Genomic DNA, 20311 nt, shown 5'->3' on the forward strand with positions numbered 1-20311 from the left:
CAAGGAGATCCATGCCCCCGCGGAGGAAGTCCGCTCAGGCCGGACCGCCCACCATGGCCCAGTTGCGCGAGACGCTGTGGAAGACGGCCGACAAGCTGCGCGGCTCGATGGACGCCGCCCAGTACAAGGACTTCGTCCTCGGCCTGATCTTCCTCAAGTACGTCTCGGACGCGTTCGCCGAGCGGCGCGAGCAGATCCGGCAGGACGTGCTCGCCGACGGGATCGACGAGTCCCGGGCCGAGGAGTTCCTCGACGACGTCGACGAGTACGCCGGGCAGGGCGTGTTCTGGGTGCCGGGGCAGGCCCGATGGGAGCACATCGCGGCGAACGCGAGAAGCGCCGGCATCGGGGAACTGCTGAACGCGGCGATGGACGCCGTGATGAGGACGAACCCGGCGCTCACCGGCGTCCTCCCGCGGATCTTCAACGGCGAGGGCGTCGACCAGCACCGGCTCGGCGAGCTCGTCGACCTGCTCGGTGACGCCCGCTTCACCGGCCACCGGGCGACCGAGCGGCCCGCGTCCACGCCTACTGGCGAGGACGGTGCGCTTTTCGGCGAATCCGCCGCCGGAGTTCCGACGGAAGCGGCGACCCGGCCGGCGCGGGACGTGCTGGGGGAGGTGTACGAGTACTTCCTGGAGCGCTTCGCTCGCACCGAGGGCAGGCGCGGTGGTGAGTTCTACACCCCGGCCAGCGTGGTCCGGCTGCTCGTCGAGATGCTGGAGCCCTACGAGGGCCGGGTCTACGATCCCTGCTGCGGTTCGGGCGGCATGTTCGTCCAGGCGGAGAAGTTCGTCGTCGCGCACCGAGGGCTCACCCACTCCGGCGACATCGCCGTCTACGGCCAGGAGTCGAACGAACGGACCTGGCGGCTGGCGAAGATGAACCTCGCCATCCACGGGATCACCGGCGATCTGAGCGCCCGGTGGGACGACACCTTCCGCAACGACCGGCATCCGGACCTGCGGGCCGACTTCATCCTGGCGAACCCGCCCTTCAACATGTCCGACTGGGCGCGCACCGTCGACGACCAGCGCTGGCGGTACGGGACCCCACCGACCGGCAACGCGAACTTCGCCTGGCTGCAGCACATCATCGCCAAGCTGGGCTCCCGCGGGACCGCCGGCGTGGTGATGGCGAACGGCTCGATGTCGTCGAAACAGTCCGGCGAGGGTGAGATCCGTGCCGCGCTGGTCGAGGCCGACCTGGTGGCCTGCATGATCGCGCTGCCGCCGCAGCTGTTCCGCACCACCCAGATCCCGGCCTGCCTGTGGTTCTTCGCGAAGGACAAGGGCCAGCCGGGCGCCCGCGGGCTCGCCGGACGGCGCGGCGAGACGCTGTTCATCGACGCCCGCAACATGGGCACGGTGATCGACCGCACCGAGCGCATCCTCACCGACGGTGACCTCGAGAAGATCACCGACACTTACCGCGCCTGGCGTGGCGCGAAGTCGGCCCGCGACAAGGGCCTGGCCTACGAGAACATTCCCGGCTTCTGCTATTCGGCCTCCACCGAGGAGATCCGCACCCACGACCACGTCCTGACCCCGGGCCGCTACGTAGGCGCCGCCGAAGCCGACATTTCCAACGACGAGCCGGTGGCCGAGAAGATCGAGCGTCTCGCCAAGGAACTCTTCATCCACTTCGAAGAGTCCGCTCGCCTGGAAAAGGAAGTTCGCAGCCAACTGGAGCGTCTCGATGCCTGAATGGCGGCGCATCTCGCTCGCTGACCTGGTTCGGCTGCGGCGGGGATTCGACCTGCCGGCGCCGGAACGCCGGGCTGGTCGTTTTCCGGTGGTCGGCTCCGCCGGGGTCAGCGGGTGGCATGACCGGGGGCCGCTCGCCGGGCCGGGGATCACTCTCGGGCGCAGCGGTTCGTCAATCGGCACGGTGACGTACGTGCCGTCTGACTACTGGCCGTTGAACACCGTGCTGTTCGTCGAGGACTTCCAGGGCAACGATCCGCGTTTTCTCTACTTCCTGCTGCGGACGATCGACTTCACCCGGTTCAACTCGGGGAGCGCGCAGCCCTCGCTCAACCGCAACCACATCGCCGCCGTCGAGCTGCGTGCGCCGGAGTATCCCGAACAGCGGGCGATCGCGGCGGTGCTGGGCGCCCTCGACGACAAGATCGCGCTGAACCATCGGCTTGCCTCGACTGCCCGGGAGCTCGCCGAGGCACGGTACGCGGCGGCGACGCGCGGGCCGGGCCGCCGGGAGCTCAGGCTCGGTGACCTGGTCGAGACGCTGACCCGGGGGATCACGCCCCGGTACACGGCGGACGACTCCGCGCTCGTCGTACTCAACCAGAAGTGTGTACGCGCCGGCCGGGTCGACCTCGCACCGGCCCGCGGGACGGAACCGGCCGCGGTCCCCGCCGCGAAACGGCTGCGGGCGGACGACGTCCTGGTCAACTCGACGGGCATCGGCACCCTGGGTCGGGTGGCGAGGTGGGTGCATGCGACGCGGGCGACCGTCGACTCGCATGTCACCGTCGTCCGGTTCGTACCGGACCGGTTGGATCCGGTGTGCGGGGCATTCTCCATGCTGGCCGCGCAGCCGAGGATCGCCTTGATGGGCGAGGGCAGCACCGGCCAGACCGAGTTGAGCAGGGCCAAGCTGAACGACCTGGTGATCGCGGTGCCGGCGGCCGAGCGGTGTGCCGGGATCGGCGCCGAGTTGGCGGCGCTGGACGCGCGTGGCGAGGCGGCGCACGCGGAGTCGGCGGCGCTGGCTCGGCTGCGGGACGCGCTGTCGCCGAAGCTGATGTCCGGGGAGGTCCGTGTCCGGGACGCGGAGCGAACCATGGGGAGCCTGGTGTGACGGGGGAGGGGCGGGTCCGCCGGCATCGGCGGCGGCTGCGACCCGCTGGCCGCCGTCCTACACCGTGACGGGTGCCGCGGCCGCCACGGTCGTGATGACCATCGGGACGGTCGCGGTGTTCGCCGCTGTCGCCGCTGCTGCTGCGGTTGGTGGCACGATCGTCGCGGCCACGGTGGTCGCCGGCACGATCGGCGCGGTCACCGAGGTCGCCGAGCGCGGGGCTGGCAGCGCGGGCAGCACCGGCAACGGGGGCAGTGCGTGCAGACCGGGGATCGTCGTGGCGATCGGCGCGGGGAGCGACGGGCGCGCGGGGGACAGGGCGGGCAGTGGCAGTGGTGCCGGCCTCGCCGCGGCGACCGCCGACCGGCGGCGTGCCGGGCTGAGCGCCGGCGTCGACGGCGCGTCGAGGTGAAGCTCGATCGCGTGCATCGCCAACATCATCAACATGAGTGCGAAGGGAAACGCCAGCACAATAAAGATCACTATTGAGGACACCTTCCGCGCGGTGCGATCCGACACGGCTGGTCACGGTGGGTGATCCGCAGGCCCCCCACCAGCCGTTCGACTCATTACCGCACCAACCGGCCGATTCCTCCGCCCGGGAGACGGGCCAGCCTGGCATAGGTGGCACTCACCACCACCATCCGACGCACCCGGCACAGCCGGGGGCCGGGGACCGACCGGCCACGGGGTCACCTCCGGTGGTTTCGGTTCCGTTCCCGCATCCGTCGCGGATACCCGAGCACCGCGGCGTCGTACACGGGCACGCCCACCGACCTCGCCAGCTTGGCGGCGACGGTCGGGGTCCCGACTCGCCGGCGGATCCAGTCGCCGTCCCGGTCCACCGCGACAACCGTCGTGTCGGTCGCGGTCGTCTCCGGCTCGACGTAGAACTCCACACCGATCCGCTCCGCGACGAAGGCGCGCAGGTCGGCGAGGTCCGTGGGGCTGGCCTCCCGATCGAGCAGTGTGGCCCGGCTCTTCGAACGGCCCTGGCCATACCGGCGCAGCAACAACCGGTCCCGCCAACTCATCAGACGCCCTCCCGAAGGACCCGGCTCCAGCCGACTCCGACCATCGAAGCGCCGCCGTCCTAAACAAGCCTTAACGGCGCGTCAGAACACCCTTGGACCCGTGCTGCCGGCCAAGGGCGAGGGGACTGCTCACGGCGCCAACAGCCGCACCGTGCGGTCATCGGAGCTGACGGCGAGGGTGCGCCCGTCCGGGGAGAACGCCACGGACTCCAGCCGGTCGGTGTGGTCGGTGAGGGTTTGGCCGAGGAGGGTGGGTCTGGTGCGGTCGGTGACGTCCCAGAAGCGCACCAGTCGGTCGCCGGAGATGGTGGCGAGGGTGTGCCCATCAGGGGAGTAGTCCAGATCTAGCACCCACCAGACGGACGGGCTGTCGCCTAGGACGATCGGTTCGCCCAGGGGAGTGGGTCGGGTGCGGTTGGTGACGTCCCAGAACCGTGTCGAGTAGTCGGAGGCGCTGGTGGCCAGGGTGCGCCCGTCGGGGGAGTACGCGAGCGACATCAGCGGGTCGGTGTGGCCGGTGAGGGGTGGGCCGAGGGGTGCGGGTCTGGTGCGGTCGGTGACGTCCCAGAACCGCACCGTGCGGTCGTAGGAGCCGGTGGCGAGGGTGCGCCCGTCCGGGGAGTACGCCAGGAACGCCACTGTTCTGGTGTGGCCGGTGAGGGTTTGGTTGAGGAGGGTGGGGTTGGTGCGGTCGGTGACATCCCACAGCCGCAGCGTGTTGTCGAGGCCGCCGGTGGCGAGGGTGCGGCCATCAGGCGAGTACGCCATCGCGGCCACATAGCTCGTGGGGTCCGTGGAGTGGCGGGTCAGGGGCTCGCCGAGGGGGGTGGGATCGGTGCGGTCGGTGACGTCCCAGAAGCGCACCGTGCGGTCGGTGGAGCTGGTCGCGAGGGTGCGTCCGTCGGGGGAGTACGCGACCGCCGCTATCGGGTCGGTGTGGCCGGTGAGGGGCTTGCCGAGGGGGGTGGGGTCGGTGCGGTCGGACATGTCCCAGAACCGCACCGTGGCATCGTCGGAGCCGCTGGCCAGCGTGCGTCCGTCCGGGGAGAACACCACCGACCGCACCCAGCCGGTATGGCCGTAGAGGGTCTTTTCGAGCGGGGCGGCGTGGGACCACTCCTCGGGGGTCGCACTGGGCAGGGGGGCATCCGCTTCACCGCCGGGCCAGAGCAGCGCGGTCAGCGAGATCAGCAGGACCGTGGTCAGCGCGAACAGGACCTTCCGTCGCCTCGGCTTCCGCCACGGCCGAGGCTCGGCGTCGACTTCGAGCCACTCGGTGATCATGCTGTGCTGAGGTTCGGACGCCTCGTTCTGATCGCCTCTGATCGCTCTCGTCATAGTGCGATCACCCTAGCGCCGCAGGGGATCCGCCCGCTTCCGCACGGGAACGATCCCCCCCGACCCCGAACACCGTCCGCTGTCAGGGCGGGCGGCGCTGGCCCCGCACCATCACCAGGCGCCCGGGCGCCTGGCCGACCGAGGTCACCCTCACCGCCCACGGCGACCAGCTCACCGCCATCCTGCGCAGCAACCTGTACTTCGGCTACGTCACCCCGCGGATCCACGACTCCTACGAACGGAAGCTCACCGACCTCGCCGACGCCTTGGACCGCCACGTCCCGACCCACACCAGTTGAGCCGCCCGGTCCAACCCGCGGGCAGCCACGGCACCACCCCGACGTCTCAGGAGCCAGACCGACGTCGACGCGGACGACGTCGGTGGTTCCTGTCTCTCGCCGCGCTCGCGGTCATGATCGTGATGCTTCTGATCGGCGTGGGCCGGATCGCGTTCGGGGTCTCGTGGGTTGAGGCTCTGGTCCACGCGGTGATCTTCCTGGGCGGGTCGGCCGGTTTCCCGCTCGGCGCGCGCCTACGGCAGCGGATCACCCGTCGCGCGCCTTCGCGCCGGTAGGCGCCCTGGTTGCCCCTGCCGTGTCCGGATCGCCGTGACGTGCCGGGGGTTTGATCTTCTTAGTCTCGAATTATCCTCAAGATAATCAACCGCGTTGACGACACCCCGTCCGTTGGCGATCTTGATCGGAGGTGCAGGTCGTCTCGGCAGGCACCGGGCGGTCAGGGGAGTCTGGCAACGACAAGATCACCGAAATGGCGGGCGGTGCCCGGCGGGGCTCCTGCCCCGACGGCGACCGAGACGTACGCGTCACCCTTCAGCAGGTGGACTTCCTGGACGTTGCCGGGGCTGGTGTATGCGTAACCCTCGTAGCCGACACCGCTCAGATCCTCCTGCGGCTGTTGGGCCGGAGCCGCGCGCGATGACCGATAGCCTGCCTCGGCGTCCTGCGCGGAACTCCAGAGGATGACGAACCCTTTCGGTGAACTGAAGGCGCATCCGATCGCATCCGTGTCCCCTTCAGAGACCTGCTGCCTGCCCGGGCTCCAGGCCGCGTCGATCGCGGCTCGAATCTCCGGCACTGTCAGCAGGCTGCAGGGCGGTACCGGCCCCGACCCCGACCCGTCCGAGGCCGGCCCGCAGGACGTCGTCGCCATGCAGGAGACGAGCACGGCACCCAGCACGAGCATGAGACGGGCCATCCGACGACTATGGCTCGGCTATCTCCCGGCCGGGCGGCGAACGCGTTGGAGGTCGCTGGTCGAGGTGGCACCGGCTGGGTGTCGGACCTCACGGCTAGCCTGGTGGCGGCCGGTCGCCGGATGCGCCGGGCGATCGCCTGTGGCGGAGGGTGTCGGGTGTCGGGCGCTGCATGGCCATGGCCATGGCATTGGCATTGGCAGGCCGGCAGTCGCAGGCCGGCAGGAGCAGGTTGGTAGGGGCAGTCGGTTGGGGGTTCGTGCATGACGGTTGAGGTCGGCGGGTCCAACGGCAGGCGTACCGCCGGCCCGGCGCGGGAGGCGGCGGCCGTGGCGCCGGTCGGTCGGGTGCTCGGCACCGAGGAGAACACCCCGCTGCTGTTCCACGTCGCCCTGCTCGAGGGCAGCTATCTGCAGCTCGACGATGTCGTCGTCACCGTCCGCGCGGTGCCCGGCGTCGGGCCGGTGATGACCGCCGGCATCGTCACCCAGGTGCGGGCCCGGCACGAGGGCGCGTCGTTCGGCTCGGACGTCTTCCTGATCGCCGACGGCGTCCTGCCCGCCCAGGTGCAGGAGATCGCCGAGATCACCACGACCCGGGTGGAGCCGGAGGTCTACGTCCCGCCGCTGCCCGGCGAGCAGGTGCGGCGGGCGACCGGCGACGAGCGGGCGACGGCGCTGTACTTCGACATGATGGACAAGCGGATCCCGGTCGGCATCGGGCGGGACGGCAACCCGATCTACGTCAACCTGGAGTTCCTCGACGGGACCCGGGGCGCTCACGTCTCGATCAGCGGCATCTCGGGAGTGGCCACCAAGACCAGCTTCGCGCTGTTCCTGCTGCACTCGATCTTCCGCTGCGGGGTGCTCAGGCGCGAAGCGGTGAACACCAAGGCGCTGGTGTTCTCGGTGAAGGGCGAGGACCTGCTGTTCCTCGACCACGCCAACTCCCGGCTCGACGAGGGTATGCGCGCCGCCTACAGCCTGCTCGGGCTGCCCGCCGAGCCGTTCCGCTCGGTCGGCTTCTTCGCCCCGCCGCTGCCCGACGACACCTCGGGACGTCCGCACGTCGCCTCCCGGCCGACCGGGGTAGCCGCGTTCTGGTGGACGATCCAGGAGTTCTGCGCGGGCGAGCTGCTGCCGTACGTGTTCGCCGACGCCGAGGACGACCGCAACCAGTACACGATCGTCGTCCACCAGGTGGCCCTGCGGCTGCGCACGGACGCGGTTCCCGCCGGCGCCGACGGGGCCGTCAGCATCGACGGCCAGCTGGTGCGGACCTACTCCGAACTGGTCGACCTGATCGTCGACCGGCTGACCGACGAGGAGACACGCCGGGACTGGGCCGGGCCGGTGACGGGCGCCGGGACGGTCAACGCCTTCGTCCGCCGGCTCCGCTCGTCGTTGCGTTCACTGCGGTCACTGATCCGGGCGGATCTGGCGGACAGCCCGCGCCGGCGGGTGTCCACGGCCGACCAGCAGGTGACCGTGGTCGACCTGCACAACCTGCCGGAGCGGGCGCAGCGGTTCGTCGTCGGGGTGGTGCTCGCCGCGGAGACGCGGCGCAAGGAGGAGGCCGGCGCCGGCGGGCTGCTGTTCACGATGATCGACGAGTTGAACAAGTACGCCCCGCGGGAGGGCGCGAGCCCCATCAAGGAGGTGCTGCTCGACATCGCCGAGCGCGGCCGCTCGCTGGGCATCATCCTGATCGGCGCGCAGCAGACGGCGAGTGAGGTCGAGCGGCGGATCATCGCCAACAGCTCGATCAAGGTGGTCGGCCGCCTCGACTCGGCCGAGGCGGGCCGGCCGGAGTACGGGTTCCTGCCGCCGGGGCAGCGCGCCCGGGCCACACTGGCCAAACCGGGCACGATGTTCATCTCCCAGCCGGAGATCCCGGTGCCGCTCGCCGTCGAGTTCCCGTTCCCCGCCTGGGCGACCCGGCACTCCGAGACCGCGGGCCCGCCCCCCGAAACCACCGGCCCGCCGTCCGGCTCGGTTCCCGGCCAGCCCGGGAAACCGGCGCCCGGCACGATTCCCCGCAATCCGTTCGACCTCCTACCCAACCCCTCCGACGAGGTTCCGCCGTTCTGACCTCCGGCCTTTAGGGACCGCCATGAAGTTCCTGCACACCTCGGACTGGCATCTCGGCAAGACGCTCAAGGGACGTAACCGGCTCGACGAGCAGCGCGCGGTGCTCGGGGAGATCATCGGGATCGCCCGGGAGCACGAGGTCGACGCGGTGCTCGTCGCCGGGGACGTCTATGACAGCGCGGCCCCGCCGGCGGCGGCCCAGCAACTCGCCGTGCAGGCGCTCGTCGCGTTGCGCGGCACGGGGGCCGAGGTGGTCGTGATCGCCGGCAACCACGACCACCAGCCGACCTTCGACGCCTACCGGCCGCTGATGTCCGCCGCCGGGATCACCCTGGTCGGGACGCCGCGCACCGCCGCCGACGGCGGGGTGGTGACCTTCCGCGCCCCCGGCACCGGTGAACCGGTGACCGTGGCGGCGCTGCCGTTCGTCTCCCACCGGTACGCCGTCCGCGCCGCCGACCTGGTCACCCAGACGCCCGACCAGACCGCGGCCCGCTACGACCAGGTGGTGCGCGCCCTGGTGGAGCAGTTGCGCTCCGGCTTCGACGACGACGCGGTGAACCTCGTCCTGGCTCACCTGACGGTGACCAACGGCCTGTTCGGCGGCGGGGAGCGGCTGGCCCAGTCGATTTTCGAGTATCACGTGTCCGCGGCGGCGTTCCCCGCGGACGCCCACTACGTGGCGCTGGGGCACCTGCACCGGCGGCAGACCCTCGCCGCGCCGTGCCCGGTGGTGTACTCCGGCGCGCCGCTCGCGGTCGACTTCGGGGAGCAGGAGAACACGAACGTGGTGTGCCTCGTCGAGGCGAGCCCCGGCGTTCCCGCCCGGGTCACCGACGTCGCGCTGACGGCCGGCCGCCGGCTGCGGACGGTCCGGGGCACCGTCGCGGAGCTCGCCGCGCAGGCCCCGGAGCTCGCAGAGGACCTGCTGCGGGTGGTCGTGCGCGAACCGGCCCGCGCGGGGCTGCGCGACGACGTCCAGGAGCTGCTGCCGAACGCGCTCGAGGTCGGCATCGACCCGGAGTTCCGGGTGGCCCTCGGCGGGTCGCGCCCGAGCACCGCGGCGCTGGCGCGGCGCAGCCCCGTGGACCTGTTCCGGGAGTACTGCGCCGCCGAGCAGTTCGACGACCCCCGGGTCGAGGCGCTGTTCGCCCGGCTGCACGACGACGTCTCCAGCGGCGAATAAGTGGCCGAGTGACCGAGTGACCAAGCGACTGATGGGACGTCCGAGCCGGCGCCGGCCGAGGGATCTGGGAGGGGACTGAATGCGCCCGGTACAGCTGGACCTCGCCGGTTTCGGGTCGTTCCGGGAACCGGCGGTGCTGGACCTCACCGACGCCGACTACTTCGCGCTGGTGGGCCCGACCGGCGCCGGCAAGTCGACGCTGATCGACGCGCTGACGTTCGCGCTGTTCGGTTCGGTGCCGCGCTGGAACAACCGCGCGACGGTGCACCTGGCGCTCGCGCCGACCGCGGCCCGCGGCACGGTGCGTCTCGTCTTCGACGCGGCCGGCGCCCGCTACGTGGTGGCGCGGGAGCTGCGCCGCTCCGCCCGCGGGAACGTGACCGTGCGCAACGCCCGGTTCGAGCGGCTGGTCGACCCGGCCGGCGTCGGCGGGCCGGGGGAGCCGACGGAGGTCCTCGCCGCGGGCGCGCCCGCCGTCACGGCGGCGGTCGAGGAGCTGCTCGGGCTCACCTTCGAGCACTTCTGCACCTGCGTGGTGCTCCCGCAGGGCGAGTTCGCGGAGTTCCTGCGGGCGAAGCCGAGCGAGCGGCAGGCGATCCTCACCCGGCTGCTCGGGCTGGGCGTCTACGACACGATCCGCGCGGCGGCGAACGCCCGCGCGAGCGACCAGCGCCAGCGCGCGGACGTCCTCGCCGAGCAGCTCGCCGGGTACTCGGACGCGACCGCCGCCGCCGAGGCCACCGCGGCCGACCAGGTCGGCGCGCTCACCCGGCTCGCCGCCGAGGTGGCCGCCGCGCTGGCGGAGCTGGCCTGGCTGGACACCGCCGCCGCCGACGCCGCCGCCCAGGTCACCCGGCTGGCCGCTGAGCGTGACCGGCTCGCCGCCGTCCGACCGCCGGACGGGCTGGCGGATCTCACCGGCCGGCTGCACGCCGCCCGGGCCGCCGCGGCGGACGCCCGCCGGCACCGCGAGGAGGCCGAGCGGGCGGACAGCACCGCCCGGGAACGGCTCGCCGCGGCGCCGTCCCGCGGCCCGCTCGACCGGTACGCCCACGACCACGAGGCACTCGCCGGCCTGCTCGCGGCCCGACCGGAAGCCGTCACCGAGCAGACCGCGGCCGGGGCGGCCCTCGCCGCCGCGGACGCCGCGCTCGCGCAGGCGCGCGGCGGGCTGGCGTCGGCGACCACCACCGAACGCGCGGCCGAGCAGACCGCCGAGGCCGCCGCCGCCGAGATGAGCCGGCTCGAAGCCGAGCTGGGGCTGCTCGCCGGTGTGCGCCCGCCGGTCGGGCTGGCGGCGCTGACCGATCGGCTGCGCGGCGCAGAGGCGGCGCGGGCCGAGGCCGTCGAGCGCCGGGAGGCGGCCGAGCGGGCCGACACCGCCGTCCGCGAGGAGCGGGCCGCCGCACCGCCGCGCGGTCCGCTGGAACGGGCCCTGCGCGATCACGAGCTGCTCGCCGAGCTGCTGACCGGCCAGGCTGGCGCGGCAGCCGCGCACGCCGCAGCCCGGGACGCGCTCGGCCGGGCCGAGACCGCCCTGGACACGGCCCGCCACGCCCGGCACCGCGCGGCCGCCGCCCGGGACACCGCCGCCCGCGCCGATCTGGCCGCCGCGTTGCGGCCGCACCTGGCCGTGGGGGAGGACTGCCCGGTCTGCGCGCGGCCCGTCGCGACCCTGCCGCCGCCGCTGCCGGCCCTCGGCATCGGTGCGGCCGACGAGGCGGTCACCGCCGCCGAGGGTGAGGTCGCCGCCCGTACCGCCGAGGCGACCGCCGCCACCCGGGCGGCACTGGAATCCGAGGCCCGGCTCGCGGAGCTGACCAAACGGGTCGAGGAGCTGCGCCGCGCGCTCGCCGACGCGCCGGACGCCCGCCGCGCCGCCGACCTCCTCGCGGACGTCGAGCGGCTCGACGGCGCCGTCACCGGCGCCGACCTGGCCCTGCGCCAGGCCCGCGACGCCGCGGCGGCCGCCGAGACGGTCGTCACCCGTTGCCGGGACGAGGCGGCCGGGGCACGGCGGGCGCTCGACACCGCCCGGGACCCGCTGGTCTCCCTCGGCGCTCCCGGCCTGGCGGGCACCGACCTGGAGGCCGACTGGGCCGCGCTCGTCACCTGGGCCGCCGGCCTCGCCCGTGACCGGGCCGGTCAGCGTGACGCCGCCGCCGAGCGGTCGGCCGCCGCCGCGGCGTCCCTCGCCGCCGCGCGGCAGGCACTGGCGCTCGCCACCGCCGGGCAGGCCCGGGCGGACGAGGAGCGGATCGCCGCGGCCCGGGCCCAGCAGCGGGCCGCCACCCGCGTCGCGACCCTCGACGACCAGACCGAGGCGCTGCGTGCCGCGCTCGCCGGCGCGCCGAGCGCCGTCGAGGTCGCGGCCGCGCTCGCCGAGCTCGACCGGCTCACCGCCGCGGCCGGCCAGGCCGACCAGCGGCTACGCGGCGCCCGGGCGGAAGTCGACGCCGCCGAGCGGGCGTTCGAGCAGGCCCGGGACGCGCTCGGCGCGGCCGGCGCCGCGCTGGCCGCGGCCCGCGACGGCCTCGTCCCGCTCGGCGCCCCCGCGGTCGACGGCGAGGACGTTTTGGCTGGTTGGACGGAGCTGACCGACTGGTCCCGCGCGCAGGCGACGGCCCGCGACCACCTGCTCACCGCGGCCACCGCCGAGGCCGAGGCCACCCGCCGGCGCCGTGACGACGCCGACACCGCGCTGGGCGAGCTGCTCGCCGCCCACGACCTTCGCCCCGACGGCCCCGAGCCTGACCCCGCCGGGGGGCCGGCCTCGGCCGGTGCGTCCGCCGCCGTGGCGGAAGGGCTGGCACGGGCCCGCGCGGAGCTTGCCCGGGTCGTCGAGCGCCGTGCCGAGGCCGCCCGGCTCACCGCCGAGGTCGCGACGGCGCGTGAGGCGGACCAGGTCGCCCGCCAGCTCGGCCAGCTGCTGCGCTCCGACCGGTTCCCGCGCTGGATGGTGGCTGCCGCCCTCGACATCCTCGTCGAGGAGGCGTCGGTGACGCTGTCGGAGCTGTCCGGCGGCCAGTTCGAGCTGACCCACGAGGACGGCGAGTTCGTGGTCGTCGACCATGCCGACGCCGACTCGCGCCGGCCGGTGCGGACCCTCTCCGGCGGTGAGACGTTCCAGGCCAGCCTGGCGTTGGCTCTCGCGTTGTCCTCCCAGCTGCGGGCGATGGCGGCCGGCGGGGCGGCCACGCTCGACTCGCTGTTCCTCGACGAGGGCTTCGGCACCCTCGACGAGGCCACCCTGGACGTCGTCGCGAGCACCCTGGAGAGCCTCGCGAGCGGCGGCGGCCGGATGGTCGGCCTGGTCACCCACGTCCAGGCGCTGGCCGAGCGGGTCCCCGTACGCTTCGCGGTGAACCGGGACCAGCGGACGTCGACCGTCGTCAGGGAGCGCACGTGACCGAGGCACCACCAATCCCGCGGCCGGCCGCGCCGGCCGGACCCGACGGATCCCCCGCACCTCCCGCACCTCCCGCACCTCCCGGATCCGCGGCACCTGCGGCGCCGGCGGGCGGGATGCGGTTCAGCGTCGACGCCTGGGATCCCGGCTACGGGACGAGCCTCGGCGAGGAGGAGCTCGTCGAGTCCAGCGCCCCGGTCGTGCTGGACGTCGAGGTGCCCGAGTCGGCGTGGGCGCCGCGTGACCCCGCTCCCGGCACGGCCCCGCCGGGCGCGGTGCTGTTCGTCGACGGGGTGCGCCGCGTCGAGGCACGCGCCTGGATCCACGACAGCGTGCCCGCCGGCGAGCAGGCGACGTCGGCGCTGCCGGCCCTGTGCGCCTCCTATGCCAGTGGCGTCGTCTGCTGCTGTGAGGCCGGGGCCCACCTGGCCGTCGCGACGGTGAGCCGGGGGACGTTCACCGCCGCCGCGCACGCCGCGGACGTCCGGACGACCGCCGGCGACTATCCCGTCCGCCGGACGCGCGCGACCGACCCGGTCGGGCTGAGCCTGGCGTTGCAGCGGGCCCTCGGTGAGCTCGAGGTGGAGTCGGCCGCCGCGGCCCGCGCCCGGCTCGGCGACCACACGACCGGCACCGGCCACCACGCCGGCACCGACCTGCTGGTCGTCGACGGCCCGCTGCGCGGGCGCCAGCACCTGCCGCGGACCCTGGGCTTCGTCAAGACCCACCAGTCGGCCTACCTTCCGCCGCGCCAGCACGCGATGGTCGGCACCCTCGGTCCGGGCCAGCGGACCCCGGTCTTCCTGATGGGTTCCAGCTGGGACCGGCACAGCTGGTACCTGCGGCTGCCGGGCGGGCCGGGCGCGCCGTGGGCCGGGGTGGTGCGGGTCGAGTGCGGCGCGGACATGTCCGCCGCCGAGGCGATCGCGCTGGCCGACCAGAGCCAGGTGACGCTGCGCCGTTTCGCCTCCGCCGAGTTCAAGGACGCCCGCGCCCCCCAGAACCTCTACCCGATCGCCGGCCTGGAACGGGCACTGCGCCGCCGGATGGGCGATCCCCAGCTGTTGTACCGCGCGCTGCGCCGCGCCGCGGTGAACTGAGCCGGCCGCCACCGGCGGTGGGGCCGGGTGGTACGAACTCCTGGGTCGTACGGGGTCGTACGAGGTGGCAGTGGGACGCAGTCGTGCGTGGTCGCACAGGAAGCGGGTCGTCTTGTCCGTCGCAGGTTCCTCGCCGGTGTCGCCCGAGTCGATGTCGCCCGAGTCGACCCGGGTCGGGTGGATCGGCACCGGGGTGATGGGGGCGTCCATGTGCGGGCACCTGCTGCGCCGCGGCTACCGGGTGACGGTCACGACCCGCAGCCGGGACAGCGCGGACGGCCTGCTCGCCGCGGGGGCGACCTGGGCCGACTCGCCCGCCGAGGTGGCGGCCGGCAGCGACGTCGTGTTCTCGATGGTGGGCCTGCCCGCGGACGTCCGCGAGGTGCTGCTCGGCCCCGCCGGCGCGCTCGCCGGTGCTGAGCCCGGGACGGTTCTCGTCGACATGACGACGAGCGAGCCCGCGCTCGCGGTCGAGATCGGCCGGGCCGCCGGGGAGATCGGGATGCACGCGCTGGACGCGCCGGTGTCGGGCGGCGACGTCGGCGCCCGCAACGCCACACTCTCGATCATGGTCGGCGGCCCGCCCGGCGTGTTCGAGGCGGTCCGCCCCGGTTTCGAGGCGATGGGCGCCACGATCGTCCGGCAGGGTGATCACGGCGCCGGTCAGCACACGAAGATGGTGAACCAGATCCTCATCGCCAGCACCATGGTCGCGATGTCGGAGGGACTGCTGTACGCCAGCCGCGTCGGACTGGACGTCGCCGGCGTGCTGGAGTCGGTGGCCAGCGGCGCCGCCGGCAGCTGGTCGCTGTCGAACCTCGCGCCGCGGGTGGTGGGCGGCGACTTCGCGCCCGGGTTCTTCGTCGACCACATGGTCAAGGATCTTGGCATCGCGCTCGCCGAGGCACGGCGGGCCAGGCTCGCCCTGCCGGGGCTGGCGCTCGCCAACCAGCTCTACGTGGCCCTGCAGGCGCAGGACCGTGGCCGTGACGGCGCCCAGGCACTGGTGCACGCGCTGGCTTCGCTGTCCGGCCTGGAATGGCCCCCGCACCCGGCCTGACCGGGGGCTCCCGCCAACGCGAGGGCGCCCGTGCCCTGACCGGGCCCGCCGGCGCCCCGACCACGGGCAGGCGGGCCGGCGGGATCAACGCAGGATCAGGTCGTCGAAGCCCGGGTGGCGTAGCCGGTGCCACATCTCGTTCCCGGGGAACGGGCAGTTCGTGACCGAGCGGCCGTGCTCGTTGCGGTAGTAGCTGTTCGCCCGCGCATCCTTGTAGATCTTGTACTTCTCGCGCTCGTCGAGCTGGTCGTTGTAGCGCCAGTAGGCTTTCTCGGTGACGTCGATGGAGGCCTTCTCCTCGACGATGACCTTTTCGATGCACTCGAGGAGCCAGCGGGTGACCATCTCCTGGTGGTTGACGACGCCCAGGCCGCCGTACGGGTTCATGTTCGGCCCGTAGATGAGGAACAGGTTCGGGAAGCCCGGCAGCATCGCGCCGAGGTAGGCGCGCGGGCCGTCCTTCGCCCACAGCTCGTGCACGGAGCGCCCATTGCGCCCCAGCACCTCCATCGGCCACAGGCACTCGTTCGCCTTGAACCCGGTCGCGTAGACGATGACGTCCAGCTCGTGCTCGGTGCCGTCCGCCGTGCGGATGCCGGTCGGGGTGATCCGGTCGATCCCCTCGGTGACCAGGGCGACGTTGTCCCGCATGATCGCGTCGTACATGTTGTAGTTCGCGTCGACCTGCACCGGCCGCGCCGAGAACGGCGGATGCGGCGGGATCATCTTCTCGACGAGGTCGGGCCGGCTGGCGAGCTTCTGCCGGATGAAGGCGACCCGCTCGTCGCGGATCTCCTTGTTGACGGCGCTGCGCGCGAACGGGTCGTCGAACTCCGGGTCGATCTCACGCAACGGCCCCGACTGGTACGGGCCGAGCAGCCAGTTGGTCCGGAACCGCATGAAGTGCGGGTGGTACGGGAAGTTGCGGTCCAGCCAGGTCACCTGGTCCGGGAACGGTGACAGGTAGCCGGCGTGCTCGAACAGCCACTGCGGCGTCCGCTGGAACACCGTGACGTGGGAGGCGAGCTTCGCCAGCTCCGGAACCATCTGGACGCCCGAGCAGCCGGTGCCGATCACGCCGACCCGCTTGTCGCCCAGCTCGAGGCCGTCCGGCCAGCGCGCGGTGTGGAACGACGGGCCCTGGAAGTCCTGCGCGCCCGCGATGGTCGGGACGCTGGGCCGCGAGAGCAGCCCGACGGCGCTGATGACCGCGTTCGCCCGGAAGACCCGCTCGCCCTCCGGCCCCTTCGCCGTGACCTCCCAGGTGGAGGTGCCCTCCTGCCAGACCACCGTCGTCACCTCGGTGTCGAACACGATGTGCTCGCGGAGGTTGAAGGTGTCGGCGACCCAGTCGAAGTAGCGCTGGTTCTCGGACTGTGAGCACCACGGTGACGGGCAGTCGAACTCGACGCCGATCATGTGCATGTAGGCGCGGCTCGGCGAGTCGACCCGCGCGCCCGGGTAGCGGTTCTCGTGCCACGTCCCACCGACGCCGGAGTTCTTCTCGATCACCGTGAATCTGATGCCGGCGTGCTGGAGCTGGACGGCCGCGTTCAGGCCGCCCATGCCGGTACCGATGACGATGACGGAGAAGTCCGCGAGCCGCTCCGGCGGGGTGGGCTCCTTCCAGGTCAGCCCGCGGACCCAGGGGTCGAGGCCGAGCTCCTCCACCCAGAGGTCGACGTCCTCCGCGGGGAGCTCGTCCAGGCCGCCGGCGAGCGCGAGGCTGCGCGGCAGTCGTTCGCGCGGCCCGGGATCGATCTGCCCCGCGCCGGAGTCGCGACAGGCCTTCAGGAAATCCGCGGCCTTCGCTCGCAGCAGGGCGATGTCGGCCGGATCGGTGAGGCCGACCGAGAGGTTCCCGCCCACGTAGCCCGGTACGGGCCCGACCTTCGTGGCGGCGACGCTCTCGTCGCCGGTCAGCTGATACAGCAATCCCCGCAGTGCCATCGGATCGGCGTGGTCAGCCGCGTCTTCGATCTGTTCATCGGTAGCCGCGAGTAATTCCGCACGTGGGGACTCCGACTCGCGATCCATGTCGAGTGCTCTCACTTCCGCCGATACGAGGGGACGCACGAAGCGGCGATCACGCGAATCGATGACCGAACGTGCCGCCGCCCTCGCCGTGCGGCGCTCTGGACGGTCCGCCGCCGCTCTCCCCGGGCCGGTTTCCTGGCGCCGAGGAAAGGCTAACCGCCCGAACCGACTTGGACAAGTGAGCGCTTACTATTCCACGATGTGGAATGTGATCTAGGGGGTGCGTGCGTGCCGCGGCGGGAGTCACCGTTACGCGTTCGTATGTCTCCCTGTGCGGAGGGTCGACCTTCGTGTGTGCCTGGATGCGGGTGGGTGCGGGTCGGCAGGCTCGGAGTGAGCGATTATTCATCGCTCCTCACTGTGTGCGGGACCCGGGAAGGCGCCGGATGAAATCGTCCCGGGTCTTCCGCGCGGCAACGGAGATCGCGGCGTCCGGCGCCACTCCGTCGAAACCGTGGAAGCCGCCGGACCACACGTGCAGTTCCGCGGACCCGCCGGCCGCCCAGATTCCCGAGGCATAGGCGACCACCTCGTCCCGGAAGACCTCCGCCGATCCGCAGTCGAGGTAGGTCGGCGGCAGTCGGGAGAGGTCGGTGGCCCGGGCCGGGGCCGAGTACTCCGAGACGTCGTCCGTGCCGCGCCGGTCGCCGAGCCGGGCGCCCCAGCCGGCGATGTTGCTGGACCTGTCCCACACGCCGATGCCGTCGATCTGTTGCGTGGAGACCGTGGCGTCGCGGTCGTCGAGCATCGGGCAGAGCAGGATCTGCCCGGCGAGCGCGGGCCCGCCGCGGTCCCGGGCCATCAGCGTCGCCCCCGCGACGAGCCCGCCGCCGGCGCTCAGGCCCACAGCGATCAGCCGGCCCGGGTCGAACCCGAGCTCCGCGGCGTGCTCCGCCGTCCAGACCAGACCGGCGTAGCAGTCGCGCAGCGGCGCCGGGTCGGGATGCTCCGGCGCAAGCCGGTAGTCCACGGACACCACGACGGCGTCGAAAAGGGTGATCCAGTCCAGGTACCGGTCCATGCCGCTGAACCGGTCACCCATGACCATCCCGCCGCCGTGGGCGAAGTAGACGCCCGGCCCGCCCGGCGCGCCCGCGCGCTTCCTGATGACGGCGACGGTGACGTCCGGGTCCCCGTCCAGTCCGGGAACGAGCCGGTCCTCACGGACGAGGTCCTGCGCGGCCAGCGCCTCGTCGACCACCGCCAGCGGTGTCGGCGTGCGCAGCGCGACCATGCGCGCGGCGTCCACGGTGGACGGCAGCTGGCCCGATGCCAGCAGCGGGGTGAGCTCCCGGTCGAACGGCGGTGCCGGACAGGTCGTCTCGCTGGCCATCTGCCCCTCCGGGGATGATCGTCGGCACCCGTCGGGCACCGGCGCCTGTCACGTACGAAGGCGACAGAATCCAAACATTTCCCGACTGCGGGCGGGACGTCCGGCGCGCAGCGTCGAGGAGTTCGTCGCCGAGCGGGCCGGGCTCGTCGGCCGCCCGCTTGGAGGCTGAGGCCGGCTGACCGGGGGCGAGGACGTTCCGCCGGAGGTGGCTTCTGTGTCACACTCCGGCGTGTGCCGAGATTTCACCATGCCAACCTCGGGGTCCCGCCGGATGCCGCCGACGCCGAGGCGGAGTTCCTGGTGGGGGTGCTCGGCTACCGGCGGCTCGAGCCGTCGTCGGTGGCCCTCGGCCGCGGTGCGCGGTGGTTCGAGGCCGACGACGGCACCCAGGTCCACCTGAGCCTCGACCCCGACCATGTTCCCGCGGCCAAGGCGCACACGGCGATCGAGGTCGGTGCCGACTGCGCCGCGATCGAGGCCCGCCTGACCGCGGCCGGCATCCCGTTCACCGCGGGTGACTTCGACGGCCGGCGGATCGTGATCTGCCGCGATCCCGCCGGCAACGGCTGGGAGCTGCGCGGCTGATCCGGCTGACCGGTCTGGTCCGGCTGACCCGTCAGCCCCCGCCCGGCGCCCCTCCGCCCCCCGGCCCTCCACCGGGAGCCTGGCTGCCGCCCGCGGCCGTCGACGTGTCGACGCCGACGGCGAGGGCGACCGCGTAGCCGCTGGAGACGTCGCCGGTCACGGTGCCGAGCTGGCTGGCGGCCGAGTCGTCCCCGAAGACGTTGTCGCTGTCGAGGCTGACCGCCGCCAGGTTGCGCACGGACGCCTCGTAGCCCGACTGGGCGTAGACCTTCTCGGAGACGTCCTGCGGCAGCGCGACCTGCGAGGTGGCGATGGCCTTCGTCGAGTCGGTGATGCTGGCCTGGTCGGGATAGACCTCGAAGTGGATGTGCGGCCAGCGCCCCGTGTAGCACGCCGGGAAGATGCTGGTGAAGCGGACCGTGCCGGCGGAGTCGGCGACCTGGACCCCGCGCAGGTAGTTCTGGTCGGTGACGCCGTCGGAGTACATCGAGTAGCGGCCCTCGCGGTCGCAGTGCCACACGTACACGGCCACCCCGGCGAAGGGCGTGCCGCCGTTCGCGAGGTCGCGAACCGTCAGCGCCAGTGTCATGGGGACGCCCTCGGCGGTGCCGGTCGAGTCGCCGAAGCTGGACCGGATGTCACTGCGGACCACACCGCTCTGCTCGAGGACGTCCGGCCCGTTGGACCCGTCGCCCGGGTAGGGGCCCGCGGTCTCCTCGGGGATCTCCCCGGCCGCCGCGCTCGCTGTCGCGGCCGACGTCCCCGAGGTGGACGTCCCCGAGGCGGCTGAGGCCGTGGATCCGGCGGAGTCCGAGCCGCAGGCCGCCAGGCCGGCCGACGCGGCGCCGAGGCCGAAGAAGGCCAGCATCCGCCGCCGGCTCAGCAGTGTGCCGACGTCGAAGGCGAGGCCCTGGTCGACGATCTCCTCGTCGGGCCGGGCCAGCGGGCGCCCCTCGTACGCCCGCGTCCGGCTGGGACTCCGGTGATCCGCCATGTGCCCTCCATCTGCGATCGGCTGACCTGATGGCTCGATCATGGCGGGCCCGGCGATGCCTACGCTGTGCGTTCCCTGTGCACCACCTGTGCGTGGACGGGCTGGCGGG

16 protein-coding genes are annotated in these 20311 nt (G+C 72.9%); 9 read left to right on the forward strand and 7 right to left on the reverse strand.

The features are described 5' to 3' along the window. Window positions 1-11 precede the first annotated feature (11 nt). Together E0504_RS41955 and E0504_RS41960 are read left to right on the forward strand one after the other, a co-directional pair. Entirely contained in the window at window positions 12-1706 is a 1695-nt protein-coding gene (locus E0504_RS41955) for a class I SAM-dependent DNA methyltransferase (RefSeq protein ID WP_112105444.1), read from the forward strand. Beyond that, window positions 1699-2823 carry a restriction endonuclease subunit S gene (locus tag E0504_RS41960; protein ID WP_131627140.1) on the forward strand — a complete coding sequence of 375 codons (1125 nt, stop codon included), beginning with the start codon at window positions 1699-1701 and terminating at the stop codon, window positions 2821-2823. Before E0504_RS41955 ends, E0504_RS41960 begins: the two co-directional genes overlap by 8 nt. A 57-nt stretch (window positions 2824-2880) precedes the next feature. Here the strand turns inward: E0504_RS41960 and E0504_RS41965 are convergent, their stop codons facing one another. From E0504_RS41965 to E0504_RS41975, 3 genes are all read right to left on the reverse strand, one after another. Beyond that, on the reverse strand, window positions 2881-3306 hold the full coding sequence (locus tag E0504_RS41965; RefSeq protein WP_131627142.1) for a hypothetical protein: 426 nt from the start codon (window positions 3304-3306) through the stop codon (window positions 2881-2883). Between the two features lie 209 nt (window positions 3307-3515). Further along, complete coding sequence (locus tag E0504_RS41970) at window positions 3516-3857, reverse strand: hypothetical protein (protein ID WP_200835212.1); 342 nt, start codon at window positions 3855-3857, stop codon at window positions 3516-3518. A 129-nt stretch (window positions 3858-3986) separates the two neighbouring features. Further along, the gene (locus E0504_RS41975) at window positions 3987-5195 is read right to left on the reverse strand and encodes a WD40 repeat domain-containing protein (protein ID WP_112105440.1); all 1209 of its coding nucleotides are present in this window, start codon (window positions 5193-5195) and stop codon (window positions 3987-3989) included. Window positions 5196-5607: 412 nt separating this feature from the next. On the opposite strand from E0504_RS41975, the gene E0504_RS50875 reads away from it, so the two are divergent. Further along, window positions 5608-5769, forward strand: a complete 162-nt coding sequence (locus tag E0504_RS50875; RefSeq protein ID WP_165938787.1) for a hypothetical protein — start codon at window positions 5608-5610, stop codon at window positions 5767-5769. Between the two features lie 161 nt (window positions 5770-5930). On the opposite strand, the gene E0504_RS41980 is transcribed toward E0504_RS50875, so the two are convergent. Next, complete coding sequence (locus tag E0504_RS41980) at window positions 5931-6410, reverse strand: hypothetical protein (protein ID WP_112105439.1); 480 nt, start codon at window positions 6408-6410, stop codon at window positions 5931-5933. A gap of 261 nt (window positions 6411-6671) precedes the next feature. Here E0504_RS41980 and E0504_RS41985 point away from each other — a divergent pair, with 261 nt between their 5' ends. The 5 genes from E0504_RS41985 to E0504_RS42005 all read left to right on the forward strand — a co-directional run bounded on the left by E0504_RS41985 (window position 6672) and on the right by E0504_RS42005 (window position 15253). Next, a complete protein-coding gene (locus E0504_RS41985) occupies window positions 6672-8498 on the forward strand; it encodes an ATP-binding protein (protein ID WP_200835211.1) in 1827 nt (608 codons plus the stop codon). Window positions 8499-8520: 22 nt separating this feature from the next. Further along, window positions 8521-9684 carry an exonuclease SbcCD subunit D gene (locus E0504_RS41990; protein ID WP_131627144.1) on the forward strand — a complete coding sequence of 388 codons (1164 nt, stop codon included), beginning with the start codon at window positions 8521-8523 and terminating at the stop codon, window positions 9682-9684. A 79-nt stretch (window positions 9685-9763) separates the two neighbouring features. After that, window positions 9764-13093, forward strand: coding sequence for an AAA family ATPase (locus E0504_RS53770; RefSeq protein ID WP_112105437.1), 3330 nt, complete (start codon window positions 9764-9766; stop codon window positions 13091-13093). A gap of 116 nt (window positions 13094-13209) precedes the next feature. Further along, a complete protein-coding gene (locus tag E0504_RS42000) occupies window positions 13210-14193 on the forward strand; it encodes a hypothetical protein (RefSeq protein ID WP_112105436.1) in 984 nt (327 codons plus the stop codon). A gap of 136 nt (window positions 14194-14329) precedes the next feature. Further along, window positions 14330-15253, forward strand: a complete 924-nt coding sequence (locus E0504_RS42005) for an NAD(P)-dependent oxidoreductase (RefSeq protein ID WP_112105435.1) — start codon at window positions 14330-14332, stop codon at window positions 15251-15253. Window positions 15254-15337: 84 nt separating this feature from the next. On the opposite strand, the gene E0504_RS42010 is transcribed toward E0504_RS42005, so the two are convergent. Continuing rightward, window positions 15338-17290 (reverse strand): NAD(P)/FAD-dependent oxidoreductase, encoded by a 1953-nt coding sequence (locus E0504_RS42010; RefSeq protein WP_112105434.1) that lies wholly within the window; start codon window positions 17288-17290, stop codon window positions 15338-15340. 355 nt (window positions 17291-17645) lie between these two features. After that, on the reverse strand, window positions 17646-18623 hold the full coding sequence (locus E0504_RS42015; RefSeq protein ID WP_112105433.1) for an alpha/beta hydrolase: 978 nt from the start codon (window positions 18621-18623) through the stop codon (window positions 17646-17648). 231 nt (window positions 18624-18854) lie between these two features. Between E0504_RS42015 and E0504_RS42025 the strand changes: the two genes are divergently transcribed. Then, window positions 18855-19208, forward strand: coding sequence for a VOC family protein (locus E0504_RS42025; protein WP_112105432.1), 354 nt, complete (start codon window positions 18855-18857; stop codon window positions 19206-19208). 31 nt (window positions 19209-19239) lie between these two features. Here the strand turns inward: E0504_RS42025 and E0504_RS42030 are convergent, their stop codons facing one another. Then, complete coding sequence (locus E0504_RS42030; protein ID WP_131627148.1) at window positions 19240-20202, reverse strand: intradiol ring-cleavage dioxygenase; 963 nt, start codon at window positions 20200-20202, stop codon at window positions 19240-19242. Between the last annotated feature and the right edge of the window lie 109 nt (window positions 20203-20311).

This window comes from Parafrankia sp. BMG5.11 (genome assembly GCF_004337455.1).